At 70.2% G+C, this 19,345-nt stretch carries 14 protein-coding genes and 2 pseudogenes; 10 read left to right on the top strand and 6 right to left on the bottom strand.

The features are described 5' to 3' along the window. Positions 1-312: pseudogene (locus CCN72_RS10330) on the top strand (hypothetical protein); the annotation flags it as partial. A 23-nt stretch (positions 313-335) separates the two neighbouring features. Here the strand turns inward: CCN72_RS10330 and CCN72_RS10335 are convergent. Then, positions 336-521 carry a hypothetical protein gene (locus tag CCN72_RS10335; protein ID WP_037659116.1) on the bottom strand — a complete coding sequence of 62 codons (186 nt, stop codon included), beginning with the start codon at positions 519-521 and terminating at the stop codon, positions 336-338. 306 nt (positions 522-827) lie between these two features. Beyond that, positions 828-1,994: a xylose isomerase gene (xylA, locus tag CCN72_RS10340; protein ID WP_086807253.1), complete on the bottom strand. Its 1,167-nt coding sequence runs from the start codon at positions 1,992-1,994 to the stop codon at positions 828-830. A gap of 196 nt (positions 1,995-2,190) precedes the next feature. Between xylA and xylB the strand changes: the two genes are divergently transcribed. From xylB to adh, 7 genes are all read left to right on the top strand, one after another. Further along, on the top strand, positions 2,191-3,636 hold the full coding sequence (gene xylB / locus CCN72_RS10345; RefSeq protein ID WP_086807254.1) for a xylulokinase: 1,446 nt from the start codon (positions 2,191-2,193) through the stop codon (positions 3,634-3,636). A gap of 39 nt (positions 3,637-3,675) precedes the next feature. Then, a complete protein-coding gene (locus CCN72_RS10350; RefSeq protein ID WP_086807255.1) occupies positions 3,676-4,884 on the top strand; it encodes an ROK family transcriptional regulator in 1,209 nt (402 codons plus the stop codon). A 302-nt stretch (positions 4,885-5,186) separates the two neighbouring features. Next, positions 5,187-6,671, top strand: coding sequence for an APC family permease (locus tag CCN72_RS10355; RefSeq protein ID WP_086807256.1), 1,485 nt, complete (start codon positions 5,187-5,189; stop codon positions 6,669-6,671). Positions 6,672-6,876: 205 nt separating this feature from the next. Next, the gene (locus CCN72_RS10360; protein WP_086807257.1) at positions 6,877-7,890 is read left to right on the top strand and encodes an acetamidase/formamidase family protein; all 1,014 of its coding nucleotides are present in this window, start codon (positions 6,877-6,879) and stop codon (positions 7,888-7,890) included. A 123-nt stretch (positions 7,891-8,013) separates the two neighbouring features. Continuing rightward, a complete protein-coding gene (locus CCN72_RS10365) occupies positions 8,014-8,610 on the top strand; it encodes an N-acetylmuramoyl-L-alanine amidase (RefSeq protein WP_202442501.1) in 597 nt (198 codons plus the stop codon). Positions 8,611-8,718: 108 nt separating this feature from the next. Then, positions 8,719-10,026, top strand: a complete 1,308-nt coding sequence (locus CCN72_RS10370; protein ID WP_086807259.1) for a GAF domain-containing protein — start codon at positions 8,719-8,721, stop codon at positions 10,024-10,026. Between the two features lie 56 nt (positions 10,027-10,082). After that, positions 10,083-11,606, top strand: coding sequence for an aldehyde dehydrogenase (gene adh / locus CCN72_RS10375; protein ID WP_037659142.1), 1,524 nt, complete (start codon positions 10,083-10,085; stop codon positions 11,604-11,606). A 562-nt stretch (positions 11,607-12,168) separates the two neighbouring features. Here the strand turns inward: adh and CCN72_RS41665 are convergent. Beyond that, positions 12,169-12,723 (bottom strand): annotated as a pseudogene (locus tag CCN72_RS41665) (transposase); the annotation flags it as partial. 866 nt (positions 12,724-13,589) lie between these two features. Here CCN72_RS41665 and CCN72_RS10390 point away from each other — a divergent pair. Further along, positions 13,590-15,704, top strand: a complete 2,115-nt coding sequence (locus CCN72_RS10390) for an AfsR/SARP family transcriptional regulator (RefSeq protein WP_086807260.1) — start codon at positions 13,590-13,592, stop codon at positions 15,702-15,704. A 115-nt stretch (positions 15,705-15,819) separates the two neighbouring features. On the opposite strand, the gene CCN72_RS10395 is transcribed toward CCN72_RS10390, so the two are convergent. From CCN72_RS10395 to CCN72_RS10405, 3 genes are all read right to left on the bottom strand, one after another. Further along, on the bottom strand, positions 15,820-16,044 hold the full coding sequence (locus CCN72_RS10395; protein WP_086807261.1) for a hypothetical protein: 225 nt from the start codon (positions 16,042-16,044) through the stop codon (positions 15,820-15,822). A 76-nt stretch (positions 16,045-16,120) separates the two neighbouring features. Beyond that, entirely contained in the window at positions 16,121-16,999 is an 879-nt protein-coding gene (locus tag CCN72_RS10400) for an alpha/beta fold hydrolase (protein WP_143664074.1), read from the bottom strand. Continuing rightward, the gene (locus CCN72_RS10405) at positions 16,927-18,534 is read right to left on the bottom strand and encodes an MFS transporter (RefSeq protein WP_143664075.1); all 1,608 of its coding nucleotides are present in this window, start codon (positions 18,532-18,534) and stop codon (positions 16,927-16,929) included. The genes CCN72_RS10400 and CCN72_RS10405 overlap by 73 nt, the downstream gene beginning before the upstream one ends. Before the next feature lie 99 nt (positions 18,535-18,633). On the opposite strand from CCN72_RS10405, the gene CCN72_RS10410 reads away from it, so the two are divergent. Then, positions 18,634-19,242 (top strand): TetR/AcrR family transcriptional regulator, encoded by a 609-nt coding sequence (locus CCN72_RS10410; RefSeq protein ID WP_086807264.1) that lies wholly within the window; start codon positions 18,634-18,636, stop codon positions 19,240-19,242. Positions 19,243-19,345 lie beyond the last annotated feature (103 nt).

Raw genomic sequence — 19,345 nt, forward strand, 5'->3', positions numbered from 1 at the left:
AGCGACAAGGGAGCCGAGGGCGCCGCGGAACCGCCGAAGGGCGGACACCAGGGGATCCGGCGGGTGCTCACGGAGGCGCGCGCCTACGTCGACTCACCGCCGCCGCTGGGCCGGGTGCGCTCCACCTTCGCCCCCGGCGACGCCCGCACACTGCGCGCGGACGGCCCCGGCTGGTCGATGGTGGCGCGCACCGACGACATCGCCTTCGTCCTGCTCGACGAGGAGCCCGGCGAGGTCCTGCCGGTCGGCCGCGGCCCGGAGCTGCCCGGGCTGCTGGACGCCCTCGACAGGATGGCCGTACGACCCCTGTGATCAGAGGCGGCGCCGGGTCCGTCTCAGCGGCCGATTTCCTTGCGGCTGAGCCTGCGGAGCCTGCGCCGCTGGGACGGATCCAGCGCCAGGTAGCCGGCGGCCGGGATTCCGACCACGACCAGGAGCACCACCCACAGGGGCAGCCCCAGGAGCAGCAGCACCAGGCCGACCGCCACACCCCCGACGGCGATCTTCGCGTTTCTCGACATGAGCGTCGCCTCCTTCAACGGCCACTGCCGTTCTCTGCTGTGAGAACGGCCTCCGGCTCCCCGCGGTTCCGGGCCTCGCCCCTGAGAGATCCCTGATGTGTGCCCCTAGTGGGCCGGTTCCCCGGGTCGGGCGGCGACCACGGAGCATGGCGAGGTGACGCAGGTCATGACGTCAGCATAGGAGAGTCGCCGCAAAGGCGCCCATGTCATGCGCGACTGTCCTGCGCGACGGAACGGCCGGGGGCACGGCACGCGTACGCGCCGTACCCCCGGCCTTCTTTCGTCAGCGCCTCGCGCTCGTGGCCGTCAGCCGCGCGCGCCCAGCAGGTGGTCCATCGCCAGCTGGTCGAGGTGCTCGAACGCCATACCGCGCGCGGCGGCGGCATCGACGTCGAAGTCCTCGAACGCCGCGCGGTCGGCGAGCAGGGCGTCAAGGCCGTCGGCCGCGGTCGGCTGGGCCAGCTGGTCCAGACGCGCGGCACGCAGCGCCTCCTGCACCTCCGGGTCGGCACGGAAGGCGGCCGCACGGTCCTTGAGGATCAGGTAGTTGCGCATGCAGCCCGCGGCCGAGGCCCACACGCCGTCGAAGTCCTCGGTCCGCGGCGGCTTGAAGTCGAAGTGCCGCGGGCCCTCGTAACCGGCGGTCTCCAGGAGGTCGACCAGCCAGAACGCCGCCCGCAGGTCGCCGGCGCCGAACCGCAGGTCCTGGTCGTACTTGATGCCGGACTGGCCGTTGAGGTCGATGTGGAAGAGCTTGCCCGCCCACAGGGCCTGCGCGATGCCGTGCGGGAAGTTCAGGCCGGCCATCTGCTCGTGGCCGACCTCCGGGTTGACGCCGTACAGCTCCGGGCGCTCCAGGCGCTCGATGAAGGCCAGGGCGTGGCCGACGGTGGGCAGCAGGATGTCGCCGCGGGGCTCGTTGGGCTTGGGCTCGATGGCGAAGCGGAGGTCGTAGCCCTGGGCGGTGACGTACTCGCCGAGGAGGTCGAACGCCTCCTTCATGCGGTCGAGGGCGTCGCGCACGTCCTTGGCGCCACCGGACTCGGCGCCCTCACGGCCGCCCCAGGCGACATACGTCTTGGCACCCAGTTCGGCCGCCAGGTCGATGTTGCGGATCGTCTTGCGCAGCGCGTACCGGCGTACGTCGCGGTCGTTGGCGGTGAAGCCGCCGTCCTTGAAGACGGGGTGGGTGAAGAGGTTGGTGGTGGCCATGGGCACCGTCATGCCGGTGGCGTCCAGGGCCTGGCGGAAGCGCTTGATGTGCGACTCGCGCTCGGTGTCGGAGGACCCGAAGGGGATCAGGTCGTCGTCGTGGAAGGTCACTCCGTAGGCGCCCAGCTCGGCCAGGCGCTGCACCGTCTCGACCGGGTCGAGGGCGGGGCGGGTGGCGTCGCCGAACGGGTCCCTTCCCTGCCAGCCGACGGTCCACAGACCGAAGGTGAACCTGTCCTCGGGGGTGGGCTGGAAGCTCATGGCGCGGCTCCTTGTTCCGTACGACTATTTCGTCATGGCCGTTTACAAATTAGTATGCGACCACGCCTCTGGGAAGAGACAAGGTGTCTTCGACCACAAGGCGTCTTCGACAGATGTCTTCCACGGGCGCCCTCGGGGGTGTCCTCGGGAGCGCCCCACAGCACATCCCGCTGAGCCGCGGAAGAGGGAGAACCCCATGTCAGCAGCGGAGGGTCCGCTCGTCGTCGGCGTGGACACGTCCACCCAGTCCACGAAGGCCCTGGTCGTCGACGCGGCCACCGGGCAGGTGGTGGCGAGCGGCCAGGCGCCGCACACCGTCACCACCGGCGGGGGCCGGGAGAGCGATCCGCGCCAGTGGTGGGACGCCCTGTGCGAGGCGCTGCGCCAGTGCGGTGACGCGGCGCACGAGGCGGCCGCGATCTCGGTCGGCGGACAGCAGCACGGCCTGGTCACGCTGGACGAGCGGGGTGAGCCGGTGCGGCCGGCGCTGCTCTGGAACGATGTCCGCTCCGCGCCGCAGGCCCGTCGGCTGGTGGAGGAACTGGGCGGCCCGAAGGCTTGGGCCGAACGGACCGGCAGCGTGCCCGGGGCCTCGTTCACGGCGAGCAAGTGGGCTTGGCTCGCCGAGCACGAACCGGAGGCGGCCCGCGCGACCAGGGCCGTACGGCTCCCCCACGACTACCTCACCGAGTGCCTGACCGGGCAGGCCGTCACCGATCGCGGTGACGCCTCCGGCACCGGCTGGTGGGCGTCCGGCACGGAGCGGTACGACGAGGACACTCTGGCGCACCTCGGGCTCGACCCGGCGCTGCTGCCCCGAGTGGTGCGTCCGGGTGAGGTGGCCGGGACCGTCCGCGACGGACACGGTCTGCCTTTCTCCAAGGGCACGTTGGTGGCCTCGGGCACCGGTGACAACGCGGCGGCCGCGCTGGGCCTCGGGCTGCTGCCCGGCACCCCGGTACTGAGCCTCGGGACCTCCGGCACGGTGTACGCCGTGTCCCGGCATCGCCCGGCCGATCCCACCGGTACGGTGGCGGGCTTCGCCGACGCGCGCGGGGACTGGCTGCCGCTGGCCTGCACCCTGAACTGCACGCTCGCCGTCGACCGCGTCGCGACTCTGCTGGGCCTGGACCGCGAGGCCGTCGCGCCCGGCGGCTCCGTGACGCTCCTGCCGTTCCTGGACGGCGAACGCACCCCCGACCTGCCGAACGCCTCCGGTCTGCTGCACGGGCTGCGCCACGACACGACCCCGGGCCAGCTGCTCCAGGCCGCGTACGACGGTGCGGTGCACTCCCTGCTCGGCGCGCTCGACCTGGTCCTCGACGAGGACGCGGACCGCGCCAGCCCGCTGCTGCTGATCGGCGGCGGCGCGCGGGGCCACGCCTGGCAGCAGACCGTACGACGACTGTCCGGACGGCCGGTCCAGATCCCTGCGGCCAAGGAACTGGTCGCCCTGGGTGCGGCGGCCCAGGCGGCCGGGCTGCTGACCGGAGAGGATCCGGCCGCGGTGGCCCGGCGCTGGAACACCGCGGCGGGACCCGTGCTGGAGCCCGTGTCCCGGGACGAGGAGACGCTGGCCCGGATCGGCGGGGTACTCTCCGACGCGGCCCCGCTGCTGGAGCGGGGTACGGAAGACCGCTGATCCGTGCCGCCCGGCCCTGGAACGAGGATTGACGCAGGCATGACCGCACCGCTGCACGAGGCCCGACCCGCGGGGGCCGGCCGGGCTCTGCCGGACACTCAGCAGGGCATGCGCCGGCGCAATCTCGCGCGGGTGCTGCACGCGGTCAGCGCCGAGGGTTCACTCTCCCGGGCCGCGGTGGCCTCCCGCATCGGTCTGACCCGGGCCGCGGTGTCGACCCTGGTGGACGAGTTGATCCGCTGGGGGCTGCTGGAGGAGCTGGGCCCCGAACGACCGGGGCGCGTGGGCCGGCCCGGATCGGCGCTGGCGGTGAGCGGCCGTGGTCCGGCCGGGATCGGGGCCGAGATCGGCGTCGATCATCTCGCGGTGTGCGCGGTCGACCTGCGCGGCGCGGTCCGCGCGCGGGCCGTGCGCCGAGCCGCCAACCGCGGCCGGGGGCCCGAGCCGGTGATCGCGGAGCTGACGGCGCTGGTCGGCCAGGTGGTCGCGGAGGCCGAGCGGGAGGAGCTGTGGGCCGCCGGGCTCGCGGTCGCCGTGCCCGGGCTGGTGGCGCGGGACAGCCACACCGTCGTACGCGCCCCCAACCTCGAGTGGCGTGACACGGACCTCGGCGCCCTGCTCCCCGGCGACTGGCCGCTCACGGTGGACAACGAGGCCAACTTCGGTGCGCTGGCCGAGCTGTGGCTCGGCGCCGGCACACCACGCGAGTTCCTGCATGTGTCGGCCGAGATCGGCATCGGCGCGGCGATCGTCGTGGACGGGCAACTGCTGCGCGGGACGCGGGGGTTCGCAGGCGAGTTGGGCCATGTGCCGGTACGGCCGGACGGCCCGCCCTGCGCCTGTGGCGGACGCGGCTGTCTGGAGCAGTACGCGGGCCAGGAAGCGGTGCTGCGCGCGGCGGGGCTCCAGCCGCGTGAGGACCTCGTCGGCCTGCTCGCGGAGCACGCCGAGGAGGGTGAGGAGGGGGTGCGGGCGGCGCTGCGGGACGCGGGCACGGCCCTCGGCATCGCGCTGACCGGGGCGGTGAACCTGCTCGACCCCGAGACGGTGGTCCTGGGTGGGGCCCTGGCGGGGCTGTCGCCCTGGCTGCTGCCCTCGCTGGAGGCGGAGCTGACGGGCCGTTCGGCGGGCCCGGCCTGCCCGGTGGCGGTGTCACCGCTCGGTCCCGAGGGTCCGCTGCTGGGCGCGGCGCACTCGGTCGTCCGCGCCGTACTGGACGATCCGGCCTCGGTGACCAAACGATCCTGACGCTTCGTCAGGCGCCTGTGGACAGCGGCGGCGGGTCACGATGCCGATGTGTCCGCCGGAGGCTCCGGCGGACTCGCGCGGTCCCCGGCGCACTGTCCTCGCCCGAACGAGTGGCGAAGTTATCCACAGGCTTCCGCTTGTCCACGGAACCGTGGCGCACCCTTCTGCCGGGCCCGCCCGCGCCGTACCGTGAATCGCACGAGGCACACGCTGCCGGAGCGTCAGGACCGGTGCGGACCTCGTGATTCGAGCGGCATTCACCCAGATCGGGCGGCATCGGACGGACAGATATCGGGGGACACATGCGCGGGGAGAGCACCGGGGCTCTGCGGCGTGACGCCATCGGGTTACGCGAGGTCCTGTTCCAGAGCATCACGGCGATGGCGCCGGCCGCCGCGGTGGCCGCGTCCATCCCGGCCGGCGCGGCCTTCGCGGGCGGCAGCCTGCCGCTGGCCGTGCTGGTCGCCCTGGTGGCCTGCCTGTTCACCGCCTCCTGCGTGGCCGAGCTGGCGCGTGAGCTGCCGGCGGCCGGCTCGGTCGCCACCTACGCGGCGCGGGGACTGCATCCGGCCGTCGGCTTCCTCGTCGGCTGGGGCTATGTCTTCGTGGAGATGCTGATCCCCCCGCTGCTGCTCCTGCAACTGGGCTTCACGGTGGCGGGAACACTGCACGACGAGTGGCCCTCGTACCCGGCGGACCTGTGGTGGCCGTACTCCCTCGCGGGAGCGGCCGTGATCGCCGTCGCCGGATATCTGGGTGTGCGCGCCTCGGCCCGCTTCGGCACCGTCCTCGGAGCCTTCGAGGTCCTTGTCCTCCTGGTGTTCGCCGCGCTGCTGATCGGCAGAGCGGGCGGCGCCAACACCCTCTCCGTCTTCGGCACTTCGCATACAGCCGCAGGCCATTCCGGGATCGGCGGGGTGTTCGCGGGATCCGTGTACACCGTGCTGGCCTTCGCCGGATTCGAGGAGGCGGCACCGCTCGCGGAGGAGACGCGCGAGCCCCGGCGGACGATGCATCGCGCGGTGCTGGGCGCGGCCCTGGGCATCGGCCTGTTCTACGTCATCACCACCTATGCGATGACCGTCTACTTCGGGCCGGACCGGTTCGCCGGGTTCGGCGCGTCGGGCAACGCCTCCTGGGAGGGGGTCGCACGGGCCTCCTTCGGCTTCTTCTGGGTGCTGCTGTTCCTCGCGGTGGTCAACTCCACGATCGCCAACACCAACGCGTGCGCGAACGTGTCGACCCGTACGGCCTTCGCCCTGGCCCGCATCCGGGTCCTGCCCGGGGTGCTCGCCACGCTCCATCCTCGCCGCCGCTCCCCCGTGGCGGGCATCGCGGTGCAGACCGTCGTGGCCGTCGCCGCCGTGCTCGGCCTCGGCCTCGGCTACGGCCCCGAGACCGCGTTCCTGCTCCTGGCCACGGTGATCGTCACGGTCGTCATCGGCGTCTACATCGTGGTGAACCTAGCGTGCGCCGGCCACTTCATACGGGTCGGCGGCAGTGCCCTCAAGCCGATACGGCATCTGCTGTTCCCGGTGCTGGGCATCGCCGCCTTCGTCCCGGCGCTGCTGACGGCGGCCGGCCTGCCGGTGTTCGACTTCGTGACCGAGCTGACGGCTCCGGTGTCCTACGCCGGTCCGATCGTCGGCGTCTGGATGGCGGCGGGCGTGGTGGTGCTGCTGGTCCTGACCCGGCGTCATCCCGAGCGCATGGCCGAGACCGCGCGGGTGCACATCGAGGAGGACGCCCCGGCCGACCCGCGGCAGGACGGCAGCGTGGTCGGCTGACCGGTTCTCGCACCGGCGCCGCGCGCCGTACGACCGCCCGATGGCTGACGATCACAGGCCCCCGCACCCATCGGACACCACGCCGCCCCACCACGTCGTCCACACCACGCTGCGTCCGCTTCCCCGGCGGCCCGCAAGCTCTCCCCCCGTCCTCCTCCCCGCGACCTCCCCTACGACCCGCCCACCAGAAGGGACCCACGACACGATGACCGACCCCCGGATCCTCACCGTGCGACCGGAGCCGGACGAATACGCCTGGACGTTCGGCGGCGCGGCCCCCGTGGCCCGCGTCGCGCCCGGCACGGTGCTCGACCTGTTCACGGAGGACTGCTTCGCCGGGCGGGTCCGCTCCGAGAAGGACCTTGTGTCCGAGGTCTGCGAGTTCCCGTTCCTCAATCCCCAGACCGGTCCCTTCCACATCGAGGGCGCGGAACCCGGTGACACGGTGGCCGTGCACTTCGTGTCGATCGAACCGGCCCGCGACTGGGCGGCGTCCACGACGGTTCCTCTCTTCGGGGCGCTCACCTCCACCCACGCCACCGCCTCGCTCCAGCCACCGCTGCCGGAGCGGGTCTGGATCTGGGAGCTGGACCGTGCCCGGCGCACCGCCCTCTTCCGGGCGCGGGACAGCGACTTCGAGAGGGAGCTGCCGCTGGAGCCGATGCACGGCACGGTGGGCGTGGCGCCGGCCAACCTGGAGGTCCGCTCGGCGCTGGTCCCGGAAGCGCACGGCGGAAACATGGACACGCCCGAGATGCGCGCCGGCGTCACCTGCTACCTCGGGGTCAATGTGGAGGGCGCCCTGCTCAGCCTCGGCGACGGACACGCCCGCCAGGGCGAGGGCGAGACCTGCGGGGTGGCGGTGGAGTGCGCGATGAACACCGTGGTGATCGTGGACCTCCTCAAGGGCGTCGCGACTCCGTGGCCCCGGCTGGAGTCGGACACGCACATCGTCTCGACCGGCTCGGCGCGCCCGCTGGAGGACGCGTTCCGGATATCGCAGGCGGACCTGGTGCGTTGGCTGGTGCGCGACTACGGGTTCAGCGAACTGGACGCGTACCAGTTCGCCACCCAGACGGTCGAGTCACCGCTGGCGAACGTGTGCGACACGAACTACACCTGCGTGGCCAAGCTCCGCAAGGAGTGGCTGCCCGCGCGGGAGACCTACCGCGGTGTGCACGCGCGGCTCCGGGAGACCGCACGAGCGCTGCGCGGCTGACGACCGGCCACCGAACCCCGCGCACACCGCGGCACCCGACACCCCCCACTCCCAAGCGCACCACCGCCCGTACTCCCATCACTCCCCGACTCCCCCACTCCAGAGAGGCACCCCACGATGGACATGGACCGGGAAAGGCCGCGTCTGAGCAGACGATGGATCCTGAAGGGCGCGGCGCTCGCCGCCGTTCCGTACGCGCTGCTTCCCGAACCGCAAGCCGGCGCGAGCGGTTCCGTCGACTATCCGCCCGCCGAGTGGACGCCCGCCAGCACCTCCAACTACACGGACTCCGGCCGGCCCGGCACCTACGCGATCGACCGGGTCATCATCCATGTGACCCAGGAGACGTACGCCAACACCCTGGCCATCTTCCAGAACCCGGAGAAGCAGGTGACCGCGCACTACGTGGTGCGGTCGGCGGACGGACACGTCGCCCAGTGCGTGCGCGAGAGCGACATCGCCTGGCACGCGGGCAACTGGAGCTACAACACCCGCAGCGTCGGCATCGAGCACGAGGGCTGGGTGGACCAGCCCTCCTACTTCACCAACGCCCTCTACGAGCAGTCGGCGAAGCTCACGGCGTCCATCTGCGACAGATACGGCATCCCCAAGGACAGGGAGCACATCATCGGCCACTACCAGGTGCCCGGCACCGACCACACCGATCCCGGCCCCAACTGGGACTGGGTCCGCTACATCAGACTCGTCAACTTCGCCTAGAGCCTGGCACAGATCCCGAACCGGCGTCACACCGGTTGTCTGCGCGGACACGGCACGTGACGATGGTCTCAGCCGGATCATCGCCGTAAACCGTCCGGGGAGGCCGAGTTGACCGATCCGTGGGTGGCCCTGGAACCGGGGGCCGATCCCGCCGAGCGGGTCCGGGTGCTGCGCCGCGCGCACGAGACGTTCACCACGGTGGGCGCGGTGCCGCGCCCGGTGCGGTCGGTGGTGGCGGAGTCGTGGCGGCGCAGCGCGCGGGCCGGTGTCGTACCGGACGGCACGGCGTGCGTGGAGTTGTCCGACGGCGATCTCGGTGCCTACCGGGCGGAGCATCCGCTGGCCCGGGTGATGCCGCTGTTCAGGGAGTTGCTGGGCACATTCGCCGCCGAGGACGAGCAGTTGCTCGCGGTGTGCGACGCGCAGGGCAGGCTGCTGTGGGTCGAGGGGCACCCGGCGGCGCGGCGGCGGGCGGACGCGATGAACTTCGTGCCGGGGGCGCGCTGGTCGGAGGCAGCGGTGGGCACCAACGCGCCGGGGACCGCTGTGGCGCTGGGCCGGCCGGTGCAGGTGTTCGCGGCGGAGCACTTCACCCGGCGGGTGCAGCCCTGGACGTGCGTGGCCGCTCCGGTGCATGATCCGCGCACCGGGCGGGTGCTGGGCGCCGTGGACGTCACCGGTGGCGACGGTCTGGCGCATCCGCACAGCCTGGGGTTCGTGCAGGCCGTGGCGCGGGCGGCGGAGGCCCAGTTGGCGCTGCTCGCTCCGCCGCGGTGTGCCGCGGACACGCCGACGCTGCGCGCGCTGGGCCGGGACGAGGCCGAACTCACCGTCCAGGGACGGCGGATGAGGCTGAGCCGTCGGCACAGCGAGATCGTGCTGCTGCTGTCACGGCATCCCGAGGGGCTGACGGGTGACGCTTTGCTGTGCGCGCTGTACGCGGACGAGTCCGTGACCCCGGTGACGTTGCGGGCGGAACTTGCCCGACTACGGCGGTCGTTGGGGCCGGGGCTGCTGGACTCGCGGCCGTACCGGCTGACGGCCGCGGTCGAGGCGGATGCGACCGTGGTGGAGCGGCGGCTGGCGTCGGGGGCACTCACCGCGGCGGCGGAGGCGTACGCCGGTCCGCTGCTGCCCGGTTCGCAGGCCCCGGCGATCGTACGGCTGCGGGACCGGCTCGCGCGGGGGCTGCGGTCGGCGCTGGTCGCGCAGCGCGATCCCGATCTGCTGGCCGACTGGGCGCACGCGCCGTGGGGCGAGGACGACATCGAGGTGTGGCGGGCGCTCGCGACGGTGCGCCCGACGGCGTCGGTGCGGTCCCGACTGGCGGCGCTGGAGACGGAGTTGGCGGTACCGGCCGCGCGGGCAGGGGGGTGGGCCCGGGGCGCAACGTACTTGCAACGTCCGCGCGCCTAGCCTCGCGCCGAGAGCTGCCCAAGGGCGGGCAGCGCTGCACCAGGAGGCACACCAGGATGACTCGTTACGCGGCGCCGGGCACCGAGGGCGCGATCGTCTCCTACCAGTCGCGCTACGACCACTTCATCGGCGGCGAGTACGTGCCGCCGGCGCGCGGGCAGTACTTCGAGAACCCGTCGCCGGTCAACGGACTGCCGTTCACCGAGATCGCGCGCGGCACCGCGGAGGACGTGGAGCGGGCACTGGACGCGGCGCACGCGGCCGCCCCCGGGTGGGGCCGTACGTCGGTGACGGAGCGCTCGGACATCCTGCGGAAGATCGCCGACCGCATGGAGGCCAACCTCGAAGCCCTCGCGGTGGCGGAGAGCTGGGAGAACGGCAAGCCGGTCCGGGAGACGCTGGCGGCGGACATCCCGCTGGCGATCGACCACTTCCGGTACTTCGCCGGGGCGATCCGGGCGCAGGAGGGGTCGCTGGGCGAGATCGACGACGACACGGTGGCGTACCACTTCCATGAGCCGCTCGGGGTCGTCGCGCAGATCATCCCCTGGAACTTCCCGATCCTGATGGCCACGTGGAAGCTGGCGCCGGCGCTCGCCGCGGGCAACGCGGTGGTGCTCAAGCCGGCCGAGCAGACCCCTGCGTCCATCCACTACTGGGTGAGCCTGATCGCGGACCTGCTGCCGCCGGGCGTGCTGAACATCGTCAACGGCTTCGGTGTCGAGGCGGGCAAGCCGCTGGCGTCGAGCCCGCGGGTGGCGAAGGTGGCGTTCACCGGGGAGACCACGACGGGGCGGCTGATCATGCAGTACGCCTCGGAGAACATCAAGCCGGTCACCCTCGAACTGGGCGGCAAGTCGCCGAACATCTTCTTCGACGACGTGTGGGCGCACGACGACGACTTCCGCGACAAGGCGCTGGAAGGCTTCACGATGTTCGCGCTCAACCAGGGCGAGGTGTGCACCTGCCCGTCGCGGGCGCTCGTCCAGCGCGGCCACTACGCGGAGTTCCTGGCAGCCGCGGTCGAACGCACCCGGCAGATCAAGCCGGGGCACCCGCTCGACACCGACACGATGATCGGCGCCCAGGCGTCCAACGACCAGCTGGAGAAGATCCTCTCCTACCTGGACATCGGCCGGCAGGAGGGCGCGAAGGTCCTCACCGGTGGCGAACGCATCGAGTACGACGGGGAGTTGAAGGGCGGCTACTACGTGCAGCCCACCATCTTCGAGGGCGACAACCGGATGCGGGTCTTCCAGGAGGAGATCTTCGGCCCGGTCGTCTCGGTGGCCTCCTTCGACGACTTCGACGACGCCATCAAGATCGCCAACGACACGCTGTACGGGCTCGGCGCGGGCGTGTGGACCCGGGACGCCAACACCGCCTACCGCGCGGGCCGCGCGATCCAGGCGGGCCGGGTCTGGACCAACTGCTACCACGCCTACCCGGCGCACGCGGCCTTCGGCGGCTACAAGCAGTCCGGCATCGGGCGCGAGACGCACAAGATGATGCTGGAGCATTACCAGCAGACCAAGAACCTCCTCGTGTCGTACTCGCCGAAGAAGCTGGGCTTCTTCTAGACACATGCGAAAAGGCGCCTGACCTGGGTTTTCACCCGTCAGGCGCCCTTCGTGCAACCCGCTCTCGGCCGGGACCGGCTTGCGCGCTGACTCGGGCGCACTCGGCCGGGTCCACTCCGGAGTAGAGCCAGAACGAGATCCCGGCGTGACGCAGATCGTAAGGCCGCTTGGCTAGGCGAGAAGTGCGCTCAGTACGGGTCAGGGCGTATTCCCGGGCCCGCGCCCATGGGATGCCGTAGGCGGCAGCGTCCACGTAGTTGCCAGCCTGCTGCGGCGGGATGGGAACAGGCCGCGTCGCGCTTGCCGCGCGACGCTTGAGCGAGTGCACCTCACCGTCGTCGGTCCACTCCTTGCCGGACGTGACGACCCCGCCCGAGAGGTTAAGCATCCCCCATGCCGTCTTTGGCAAGTGGCATTGCTCGATCCGAAGGTGGATGACCTCAGCCGGCCGCATAGCCGCGAAGTACATGCAACCGAAGAATGCTTCAAGATGAGGACCCCGCCCCCCCCCGCCGGCGAGCGACGTCCTCGAGCAGCCGAGGCACCTGGGCCGGATGGGGAACGGCGGCCGGCTGCCTTGAGAGCCGCGTTTCTTCCGGTTGCGGGCCTGGTCGGCCTTGTCGGGTACGGTGCAGCGGATGCCGCGTCGCAGGTAGGCGCGGTTCTTGCGGGAAGCGTACGCCTTGTCCGCGCGAACCCGCCTGGGCCGGGTGCGTGGCCTGCCCGGCCCCAGCCGGAGAACCCGGACACGGCCCAGGACGGACGCGAACTGCGGGGAGTCGCCCCGCTGCCCCGCCGTGATGACGATCGACATGGGCTTCTGCCGTTGCGCCACAGCCAAGTGCAGGTCCTTGGCGTCCGCCTGGGCATGGAGGGCGGTGAAGATCCGCTGCCAGATGCCGTCCCGCTGCCGGCGACGGAACAGGTCGTACGCCCGGCTCCATGGCCCGTACTCGGCAGGCAAGTCCCGCCACGGGATGCCAGTACGGACCCGGAAGCGTATGCCGTCGATCAGTTGCCGCCGACTAAATGTCGGCGGCCGACCGGACTTCTTACCCTTCGGCAATAACGGCTCCCGCACCGTCCATTGCTCGTTCGTCAGGTCTCCACCCGTCACGAATAAAGATCATCTCACGGCCGAGATCCACTTTCGATACACGCATAGATGATCGGCAAGACCGCGGAAATTGATCATTGGCTCACCGCCACACGAGAAAGAGGGAGGTTTCCTGCGGCACACAGCGCCGCATAAACGGCCAAAAAAACTCTTGCCTCCAGGGCATCTTGTTCTTCAGATCCCATCCGGCGAGAGCCTCCGGCCCGTCAGATGCCCGTCCGCATCGCCGTTGAAAGCCCCGGATCACGCGTGCTACTTTGTCGAAGATTCGATGTCATGACGTGCCGTTGGCCGTACCGGGGCTCTAGCACGTCCTGACCCATTGACGTCAGCTTTTGCGGTGTAGATCGCCGGTCTGGAGATCGAAAAAAGATGGCTGAATCACCAAGGTGGCGGGCAGTCGAGAGGTGTGGCTCGGCACCACCCTTCGGACCGCGAACCTGTGCGCCCCTGTCAACGTCGACAACGGCGAAGTGATCGGGCAACGTAAGCCAAACCGGAATCGAGCGAACTTCTTTGCGTTCCCGAAGAAGGTGATGAAGTCGCGTACCGGCCAGGCTTCCCGTGAAGGGAATGGTCGGCGTAGGACACGCACGTGTGCCGCACCCCCGTCGACTCGTCCTGGCTCAACCCGACTGAGGTCCGCTTCGGCATCCAGATCACGCAGTCGATGTGGTGCCGCGCCCCGCGCGACCGCACCGACTCGTGGAACGCCGACGCCACTCTCTCCGCCTCGAACCGCGACCGCCGGCGAGATTCCGGCGCAGATCCGGCGCGTCACGGCCGACGTCAGGCAACCTCGTCAACGCAACGCAAGCTGATCCCATCGGAGTCACAAGCACATATTAATACGGGGGAAGTCCATCATGGAGTTCGGAATTCTCGGCCCCTTACTCGTTCGCGACGACCGGGGAGAGGAACTGGTCATTTCGAGCACGCGACTTCGCATACTGCTCGCGAGCCTACTCCTCAAGCACAACACGTTGGTCCCCGCGACCGACCTCTTGGAGACCGTGTGGGACGGCCGGCCCGCAGCAAAGGCCCGCGCCACGCTGTCGAGCTACGTCATGCGGCTGCGAAAGAAACTCGGCCCGGACTCGGCCAAGAGAATCCGGACGCTGCCCACCGGCTACCTGATTTCGGTGGCCGACGACGAAATCGACCTCCGAAGATTCCTCATGCTCAGCGCCGCAGGCCGTCAGGCAGCGGCTCACGAGAACTGGGAGCTCGCATCCGACACCCTCACGAATGCCTTGCGCTTGTGGCGAGGTGAAACCCTGGCCGATGTGCCGTCGGAATCCTTGCGGCACAGCGAGTGCCATCGCCTCCAGGAGACCCGGCTGCAGACGATCGAACTGTGGGCGGAATCCTGCATTCGGATCGGCAATGGTGCGGTTGCCGTCGCCGAGCTGCAAAGGCTGACGGAGGAACACCCGCTGCGGGAACAGTCCTGGAAACACCTGATGAACGCGCTGGCAGAGACGGGACGCTCGGCAGAGGCGCTCCACGCCTACCAGCGACTCAGGGAGACACTGGCCGACGAGTTGGGATCCGATCCCAGCCCGCCCCTGCAGCGTCTCTACCATCAGATTCTGACACCGGGAAGCTCGCCGCCCACCGACGACGAACCACAGATACCGGGCTCGCCTCAGGTCACCGCCATGAGCGGCGACACGCAGTCGGCCGGAAAATTCACGCCGAACCCGTTGCCGCCGGCTCCTCCCCACTTCACGGGCCAGGCGTCACAGATCGAGGACATCGTCGGCAGGTTGACCGACAATCGCCATGACGTTCCCCTGGTCACGGTGTCCGGCCCGCCCGGGGCCGGCGCGAGTACTCTTGTGGCCCATGTGACGCACCGGCTGAGCCAGGAGTTCAAGGACGGCGTTCTGTACGCCGACCTGGGCGGCGCTGCGTCCAGGACACACGCGGCTCTGAAATCCTTCCTTCAGGCATTGGCGCCCGCGGGTCTCGAATTGCCGGTGCACCCTGTGTTGCAAAAACGTCTTTGCCGATCGCTGTTCGCGGGCCGGCATTGCCTGGTGGTGCTCGACAACCCGGCCGACACGATGGATGTCCGGGACCTGATCCCTGCGGAACCGGGAAACGCCGTGCTCATCGCCAGCTGGGGCCGGCTCACTGCCCTCCCCGGCGCGTACAACGTCGAACTCGCCATGCTGCCTCCCGATGAGAGTCTGGCTCTGGTGGCCAAGAACATCGGGCGTGATCGCCTCCTGGCCGAACCGGAGGCCGCTGCGGCACTGATCGATTTCTGCGGTGGGCTGCCCCTGGCCCTGCAATCGGTCGCTGCGAAGCTGGCCGCCCGTCCTCACTGGCGCCTGGTGGATCTCATCAGCAGCCTTCAGCGGGACCGGGCCGATGTCGACCAGTGGCACCTGAGCGGCCTCGAAGTCCGGAGCAGCTTCGATGTGCGCTACGCAATGCTCTCCGAGAGCCAGCAAACCCTCTTCAAGCTGCTGTCCAACCTGGACGTCGACGACTTCACGCTGACCACCGCGGGAATCGTTCTCGGCGACTCGGCGTCGAGGGTCAGCCAGGACCTCGAGACGTTGGTGGACGTCAATATGCTGAGCTCACCTGCCCCGGGCCGCTACGCCTTCCACACCCTCCTGCGCGAGTACGCCCAAGGGCTGTCTCGCAATACCGCCGACACGACGCTCTCGAGCAGGGCACTGCACCGTCTCTTCCGGCACGAGATCAGCCAGCTCCAGCTCGTGAGCGATGTCCTGCTGCCCGAGGACGCCATCGGTACCCTGGCTCGCCCTCATCCGTTCTCCTGCGGAGAAACCGCCCAGCAGTGGTTCGGTGACCAGCTCCAGCTGCTGATGAACATGCTCCACCACGGCGTCGGCGCCGAAGACGCAGACGGCCTCGACCTGACGACTTTCTGCGAGCTTCTCCAGCGTCTCCTCGTGCTGACGGATCACTGGGAACACCTCCAGACCACGGGGAATCGCTGATCGAATTCGCCGTACCGCGAGGCGCCCAAGCGGCCGAATCACCGGGGACCGCGCTCTGGGCAGGGCCTTCTTGCATCGTGGCGAGCACCGTGCGGCGCGCGGGCATGCGACCCCTTCACGTGATCTCGCCCGCCGCCTGGGCGACAAGGGCAGCGAGGAGAAGACGCTGAGCCTGCTCGGCCAAGTCCACGGGGCGGGGACACGCCACTCGCGGGCGGTGCAGCACCTCGTCCAAGCCATGGAGCTCTTCCAGAGTCTGGATCATCAGGCGGGCGAGTCGCTCACGCTCGGCCACCTCGACGTGCAGCACCTCCCGTTCGGGCAGCCGCAGCGCGACCACGTCCCCAGCGGCGAGGCCCGCGTGAGCTGAGGAGCGCCGCGGAAGGCGGGTCCGCCGGACGGCCCGGCCCCCGGTCTCACAGGTGGGACGCGCGGTGTTCCGCCGCAGTCAGAAATGCCTCCAGCACCGGATTGAAGCCGGGCGCGCGCTGGACCGCGTGGCCGGCTCCGGTGACGCAGATCCGCTGCGCGCTGGTCCGGGCGGCGACGGCATCGCACACGACCTCGATCGCCGGTGCGTGGCCGCCCGAGACGACGAGCACAGGTATGCCGGCCTCGACGATCCTTCCGAACCGCGGGCTCGCCTCGCCCGGTGAGCGAAAATTGCGCGCCAGCTCGATCGCCTGACGCATGTCGTCGTCCCGGGTATCGAGACACTGACGATCGAGGCCGGCCACGGCCAGGAACTCGCGTTCGGTCGGCGCGTCACGATGCCCCTCGGCAAATCGATCGGCGAACTCCGCCAGCCTCCGCACCGATTCGTCCGCGCCGGCGGCGCTCCACAACGGCACCTCGATCAACGTCAGGGACCGGACCCGGGACGGCTGCAGACCAGCTGCCACACACATCCCCAATCCGCCGTAAGAGAACCCGACGAAATGCGCGCCACCAGGAATGCCGGCGACGAGCGCCGCCATGTCTTCGGCGTCCACGAGGAAATCCTGTCGCGGCGCAGGGGGACTCGGTGAAAAGCCCCGGCGGCTCGGGATCATCAGCGACCACCGGGCTGCGAGTTCCTGCTGGCGGGCCCAGGCATGGCGAGCGGGAAGTCCGCCGTGCACGAGCACGACGGGCGGGCCCGCCCCCGCCTTCCGGACGAACAACGGCGCGTGGGACCGCGAGACGGCGGGCTCGGTCGGCTGTCCGGTGGCCACGGGCGGTGCTACCGCGACCCCATGGACACATCGGCCTTCCGGGCCGATGACGGTTCCCGCGGTTCCCGCTTCGGCAGCCACAGCATCGCGGCCGCCGCTGCCAGCAACGCCACACCGGCGCTGACCACCATCGTCACCCGCATCGCGACGAGGAAGGAGTCCTGTGCCGCGGTGACCAGTTCCGCGGCCCGGCGCGCGAACCGGGATAGTTCAGCGGGACCGGACCCGTCGCCTCCGGCGCGTGCCCGCTCGACCGCGAGCAGCGTCGATCCGATGGAGTTGCCGGCCTCGCCGCGCGCCTGCTGGGGCAGGATTTCGATACGGTTGCCCAACTGGTTCCGGTAGATCGTCCCCAGCAACGACCCGAGCACGGCCACGCCGAGCGCCGTTCCCAACTGCCGGAACGTGTTGGCGAGGGCCGATCCGGCGCCGGACCGCGCCTTCGGCACCACCGACAGCGCTGCCGTCATCGAGGGCGCCAGAGTCGCACCGAACCCCAGGCCGGAGACGAACTGCAGCACAATGAAGACCCAGATGCCGGTGTGGAGATCGAGCAGTGCGAACCCGGTGCACCCGGCGCACAACGTGATGGCGCCCGCCGCGACCACCGCCGCGGAGCCGAACCGATTCATCAGCGCATCGCTGCGTTGTCCCGTGAGGACTGCCCCCACCGCCACCGGCAGCATCAGCAGACCTGACTGCAACGGCGAGAAACCTCGCAGGATCTGCACATAAAACACCAGGACGAAACTGGCGCCATTGACCAAGAGGAAGGTCAGCGACATGGTGGCGGCCCCGGCCGCGAACTCCCTGGTACGCAGCAACGGCAGGTCCAACGCCGGATTCGCCGCGCGTCGGGAATGCCACACCAACGTCCCCAGCAGGACGCCGCCGGCAGCGATCGGCCCGAACACCGGAACGCGCAACCACCCCGCGGGTTCGCCGCCCGCGATGACGCCGTAAACGATCAGCCCGACCCCGGAGGCCGACAGTGCCACCCCCGCGATGTCCAGGCGCCCGGGCTGCGGGGCCTTGGTGTTGGGGACCAGTAGCACGATGGCCAGCATGGCCAGCCCTGCCAGCGGCACGTTCACCAGCAGGGCCGACCCCCACCAGAACTCGCTGACCAGCGCCCCGCCGATCACCGGGCCGCAGGCGATGCCGAGCCCGTTCGACACGGACCACAGCCCGATGGCCTTGGCCCGCTCGGCCGGAGGGAAGGCATTGGTGATCACCGCCATGGTGCAGCCGGGGACCACGGCCGCTCCTACACCCATCAACGCGCGCCACAGCGTCAGCTGTACGGTGTCGCCGGACCACGCGCCGAACGTGGACACGACGGTGAAGAAGAGCATCCCGAAGACCAGTACATTGCGGTGGCCGAGACGGTCGCCGAGCACGCCGGTGGTGAACATCAGCGCCGCGTACGTCAGGGTGTACGCGTCCATCGTCCACTGCAACTGCGCATTGGTCGCGGAGAGGGACTGCTGAATCGACTTCAACGCCACCACGAGAATGGTGTTGTCCATCACCACGATGAACATGCAGAACGACATCACCGCCAGTACAGCCCACCGGCGTCGATCGGGGTGAACTGTCGGGTCGGCTTCGGCCACGGGGGGCTCCTCCGGTCAGAGTTGATCTGTCCACGCCTCTGTACCTTGAGTGCCCAATGTAAGGAGGGGCGCCTTGGCCCGTCAAGGTAATCTGGGCGGGTGACCACGCGAGTACGGCGCGACCCGGATGTCGCCAAGCGTTTGATCCTGGAAGCGGCGAGCGAACTGCTCGCCGCCGGCGGCCCGTCCGCCGTGCAGGTGCGGGCCGTGGGCGCCGCGATCGGCGTGTCGGACGCCGCGATCAACCACCACTTCGGCACCCGTGACCAACTACTGGAAGCGCTGCTGCGATTCGGCGGAGCCAAGCTGAGGGCCGAACTGCGCGCCGTCCTGGAGACGTGGAACCACGGCCCGGCGGACCCGGCCGGCCTGGTCCGTGCGCTCCACCGGATGTACGCCGAAGGCTACGCGGAACTCGCGCTCGCCCTGCACCGGTCCGGTTGGCGCGATACGGGCAGCGGAATGCTCAACGAGGTCGTCGACCGGCTGTACACCGAGGCCCGGCGGCAGTCCACGGCCAGCGGGCGCAGGGCGCCGTCACGCGAAGACATCCAAGTGACCGTGGCCGCGATGCACCAGGCCATGGTGATGGAGCCACTGTTCGGAGACGAGTTCCGCCGCAGCGTTGGCCTCGACGGGACCGCAGCCGATCGGCTGATCGACTGGTGGATTCAGGTGTTGCGCACGACCATGAGCTGTTCGGCGTAGGGCCGCGCGGGCGGACAGACGTCAACTGCCCTGTGAGGCGGCACGGTAGGACAGGAACCCCTCACCGGCGCCGACCGGAGACACGACATCGCGGTCCGGTCGG

It is taken from the genome of Streptomyces murinus, assembly GCF_002154555.1.
In the GTDB taxonomy this organism is placed as follows: domain Bacteria; phylum Actinomycetota; class Actinomycetes; order Streptomycetales; family Streptomycetaceae; genus Streptomyces; species Streptomyces murinus.

Bases quoted from the DNA above. Each gene is read 5' to 3' on its own strand.
- CCN72_RS10355 (WP_086807256.1), top strand. From the start codon at position 5,187: ATGCGCGGGGAGAGCACCGGGGCTCTGCGGCGTGACGCCATCGGGTTA.
- adh (WP_037659142.1), top strand. From the start codon at position 10,083: ATGACTCGTTACGCGGCGCCGGGCACCGAGGGCGCGATCGTCTCCTAC.
- CCN72_RS10335 (WP_037659116.1), bottom strand. From the start codon at position 521: ATGTCGAGAAACGCGAAGATCGCCGTCGGGGGTGTGGCGGTCGGCCTG.
- CCN72_RS10350 (WP_086807255.1), top strand. From the start codon at position 3,676: ATGACCGCACCGCTGCACGAGGCCCGACCCGCGGGGGCCGGCCGGGCT.
- xylB (WP_086807254.1), top strand. From the start codon at position 2,191: ATGTCAGCAGCGGAGGGTCCGCTCGTCGTCGGCGTGGACACGTCCACC.
- CCN72_RS10390 (WP_086807260.1), top strand. From the start codon at position 13,590: ATGGAGTTCGGAATTCTCGGCCCCTTACTCGTTCGCGACGACCGGGGA.
- CCN72_RS10360 (WP_086807257.1), top strand. From the start codon at position 6,877: ATGACCGACCCCCGGATCCTCACCGTGCGACCGGAGCCGGACGAATAC.
- xylA (WP_086807253.1), bottom strand. From the start codon at position 1,994: ATGAGCTTCCAGCCCACCCCCGAGGACAGGTTCACCTTCGGTCTGTGG.
- CCN72_RS10365 (WP_202442501.1), top strand. From the start codon at position 8,014: ATGGACCGGGAAAGGCCGCGTCTGAGCAGACGATGGATCCTGAAGGGC.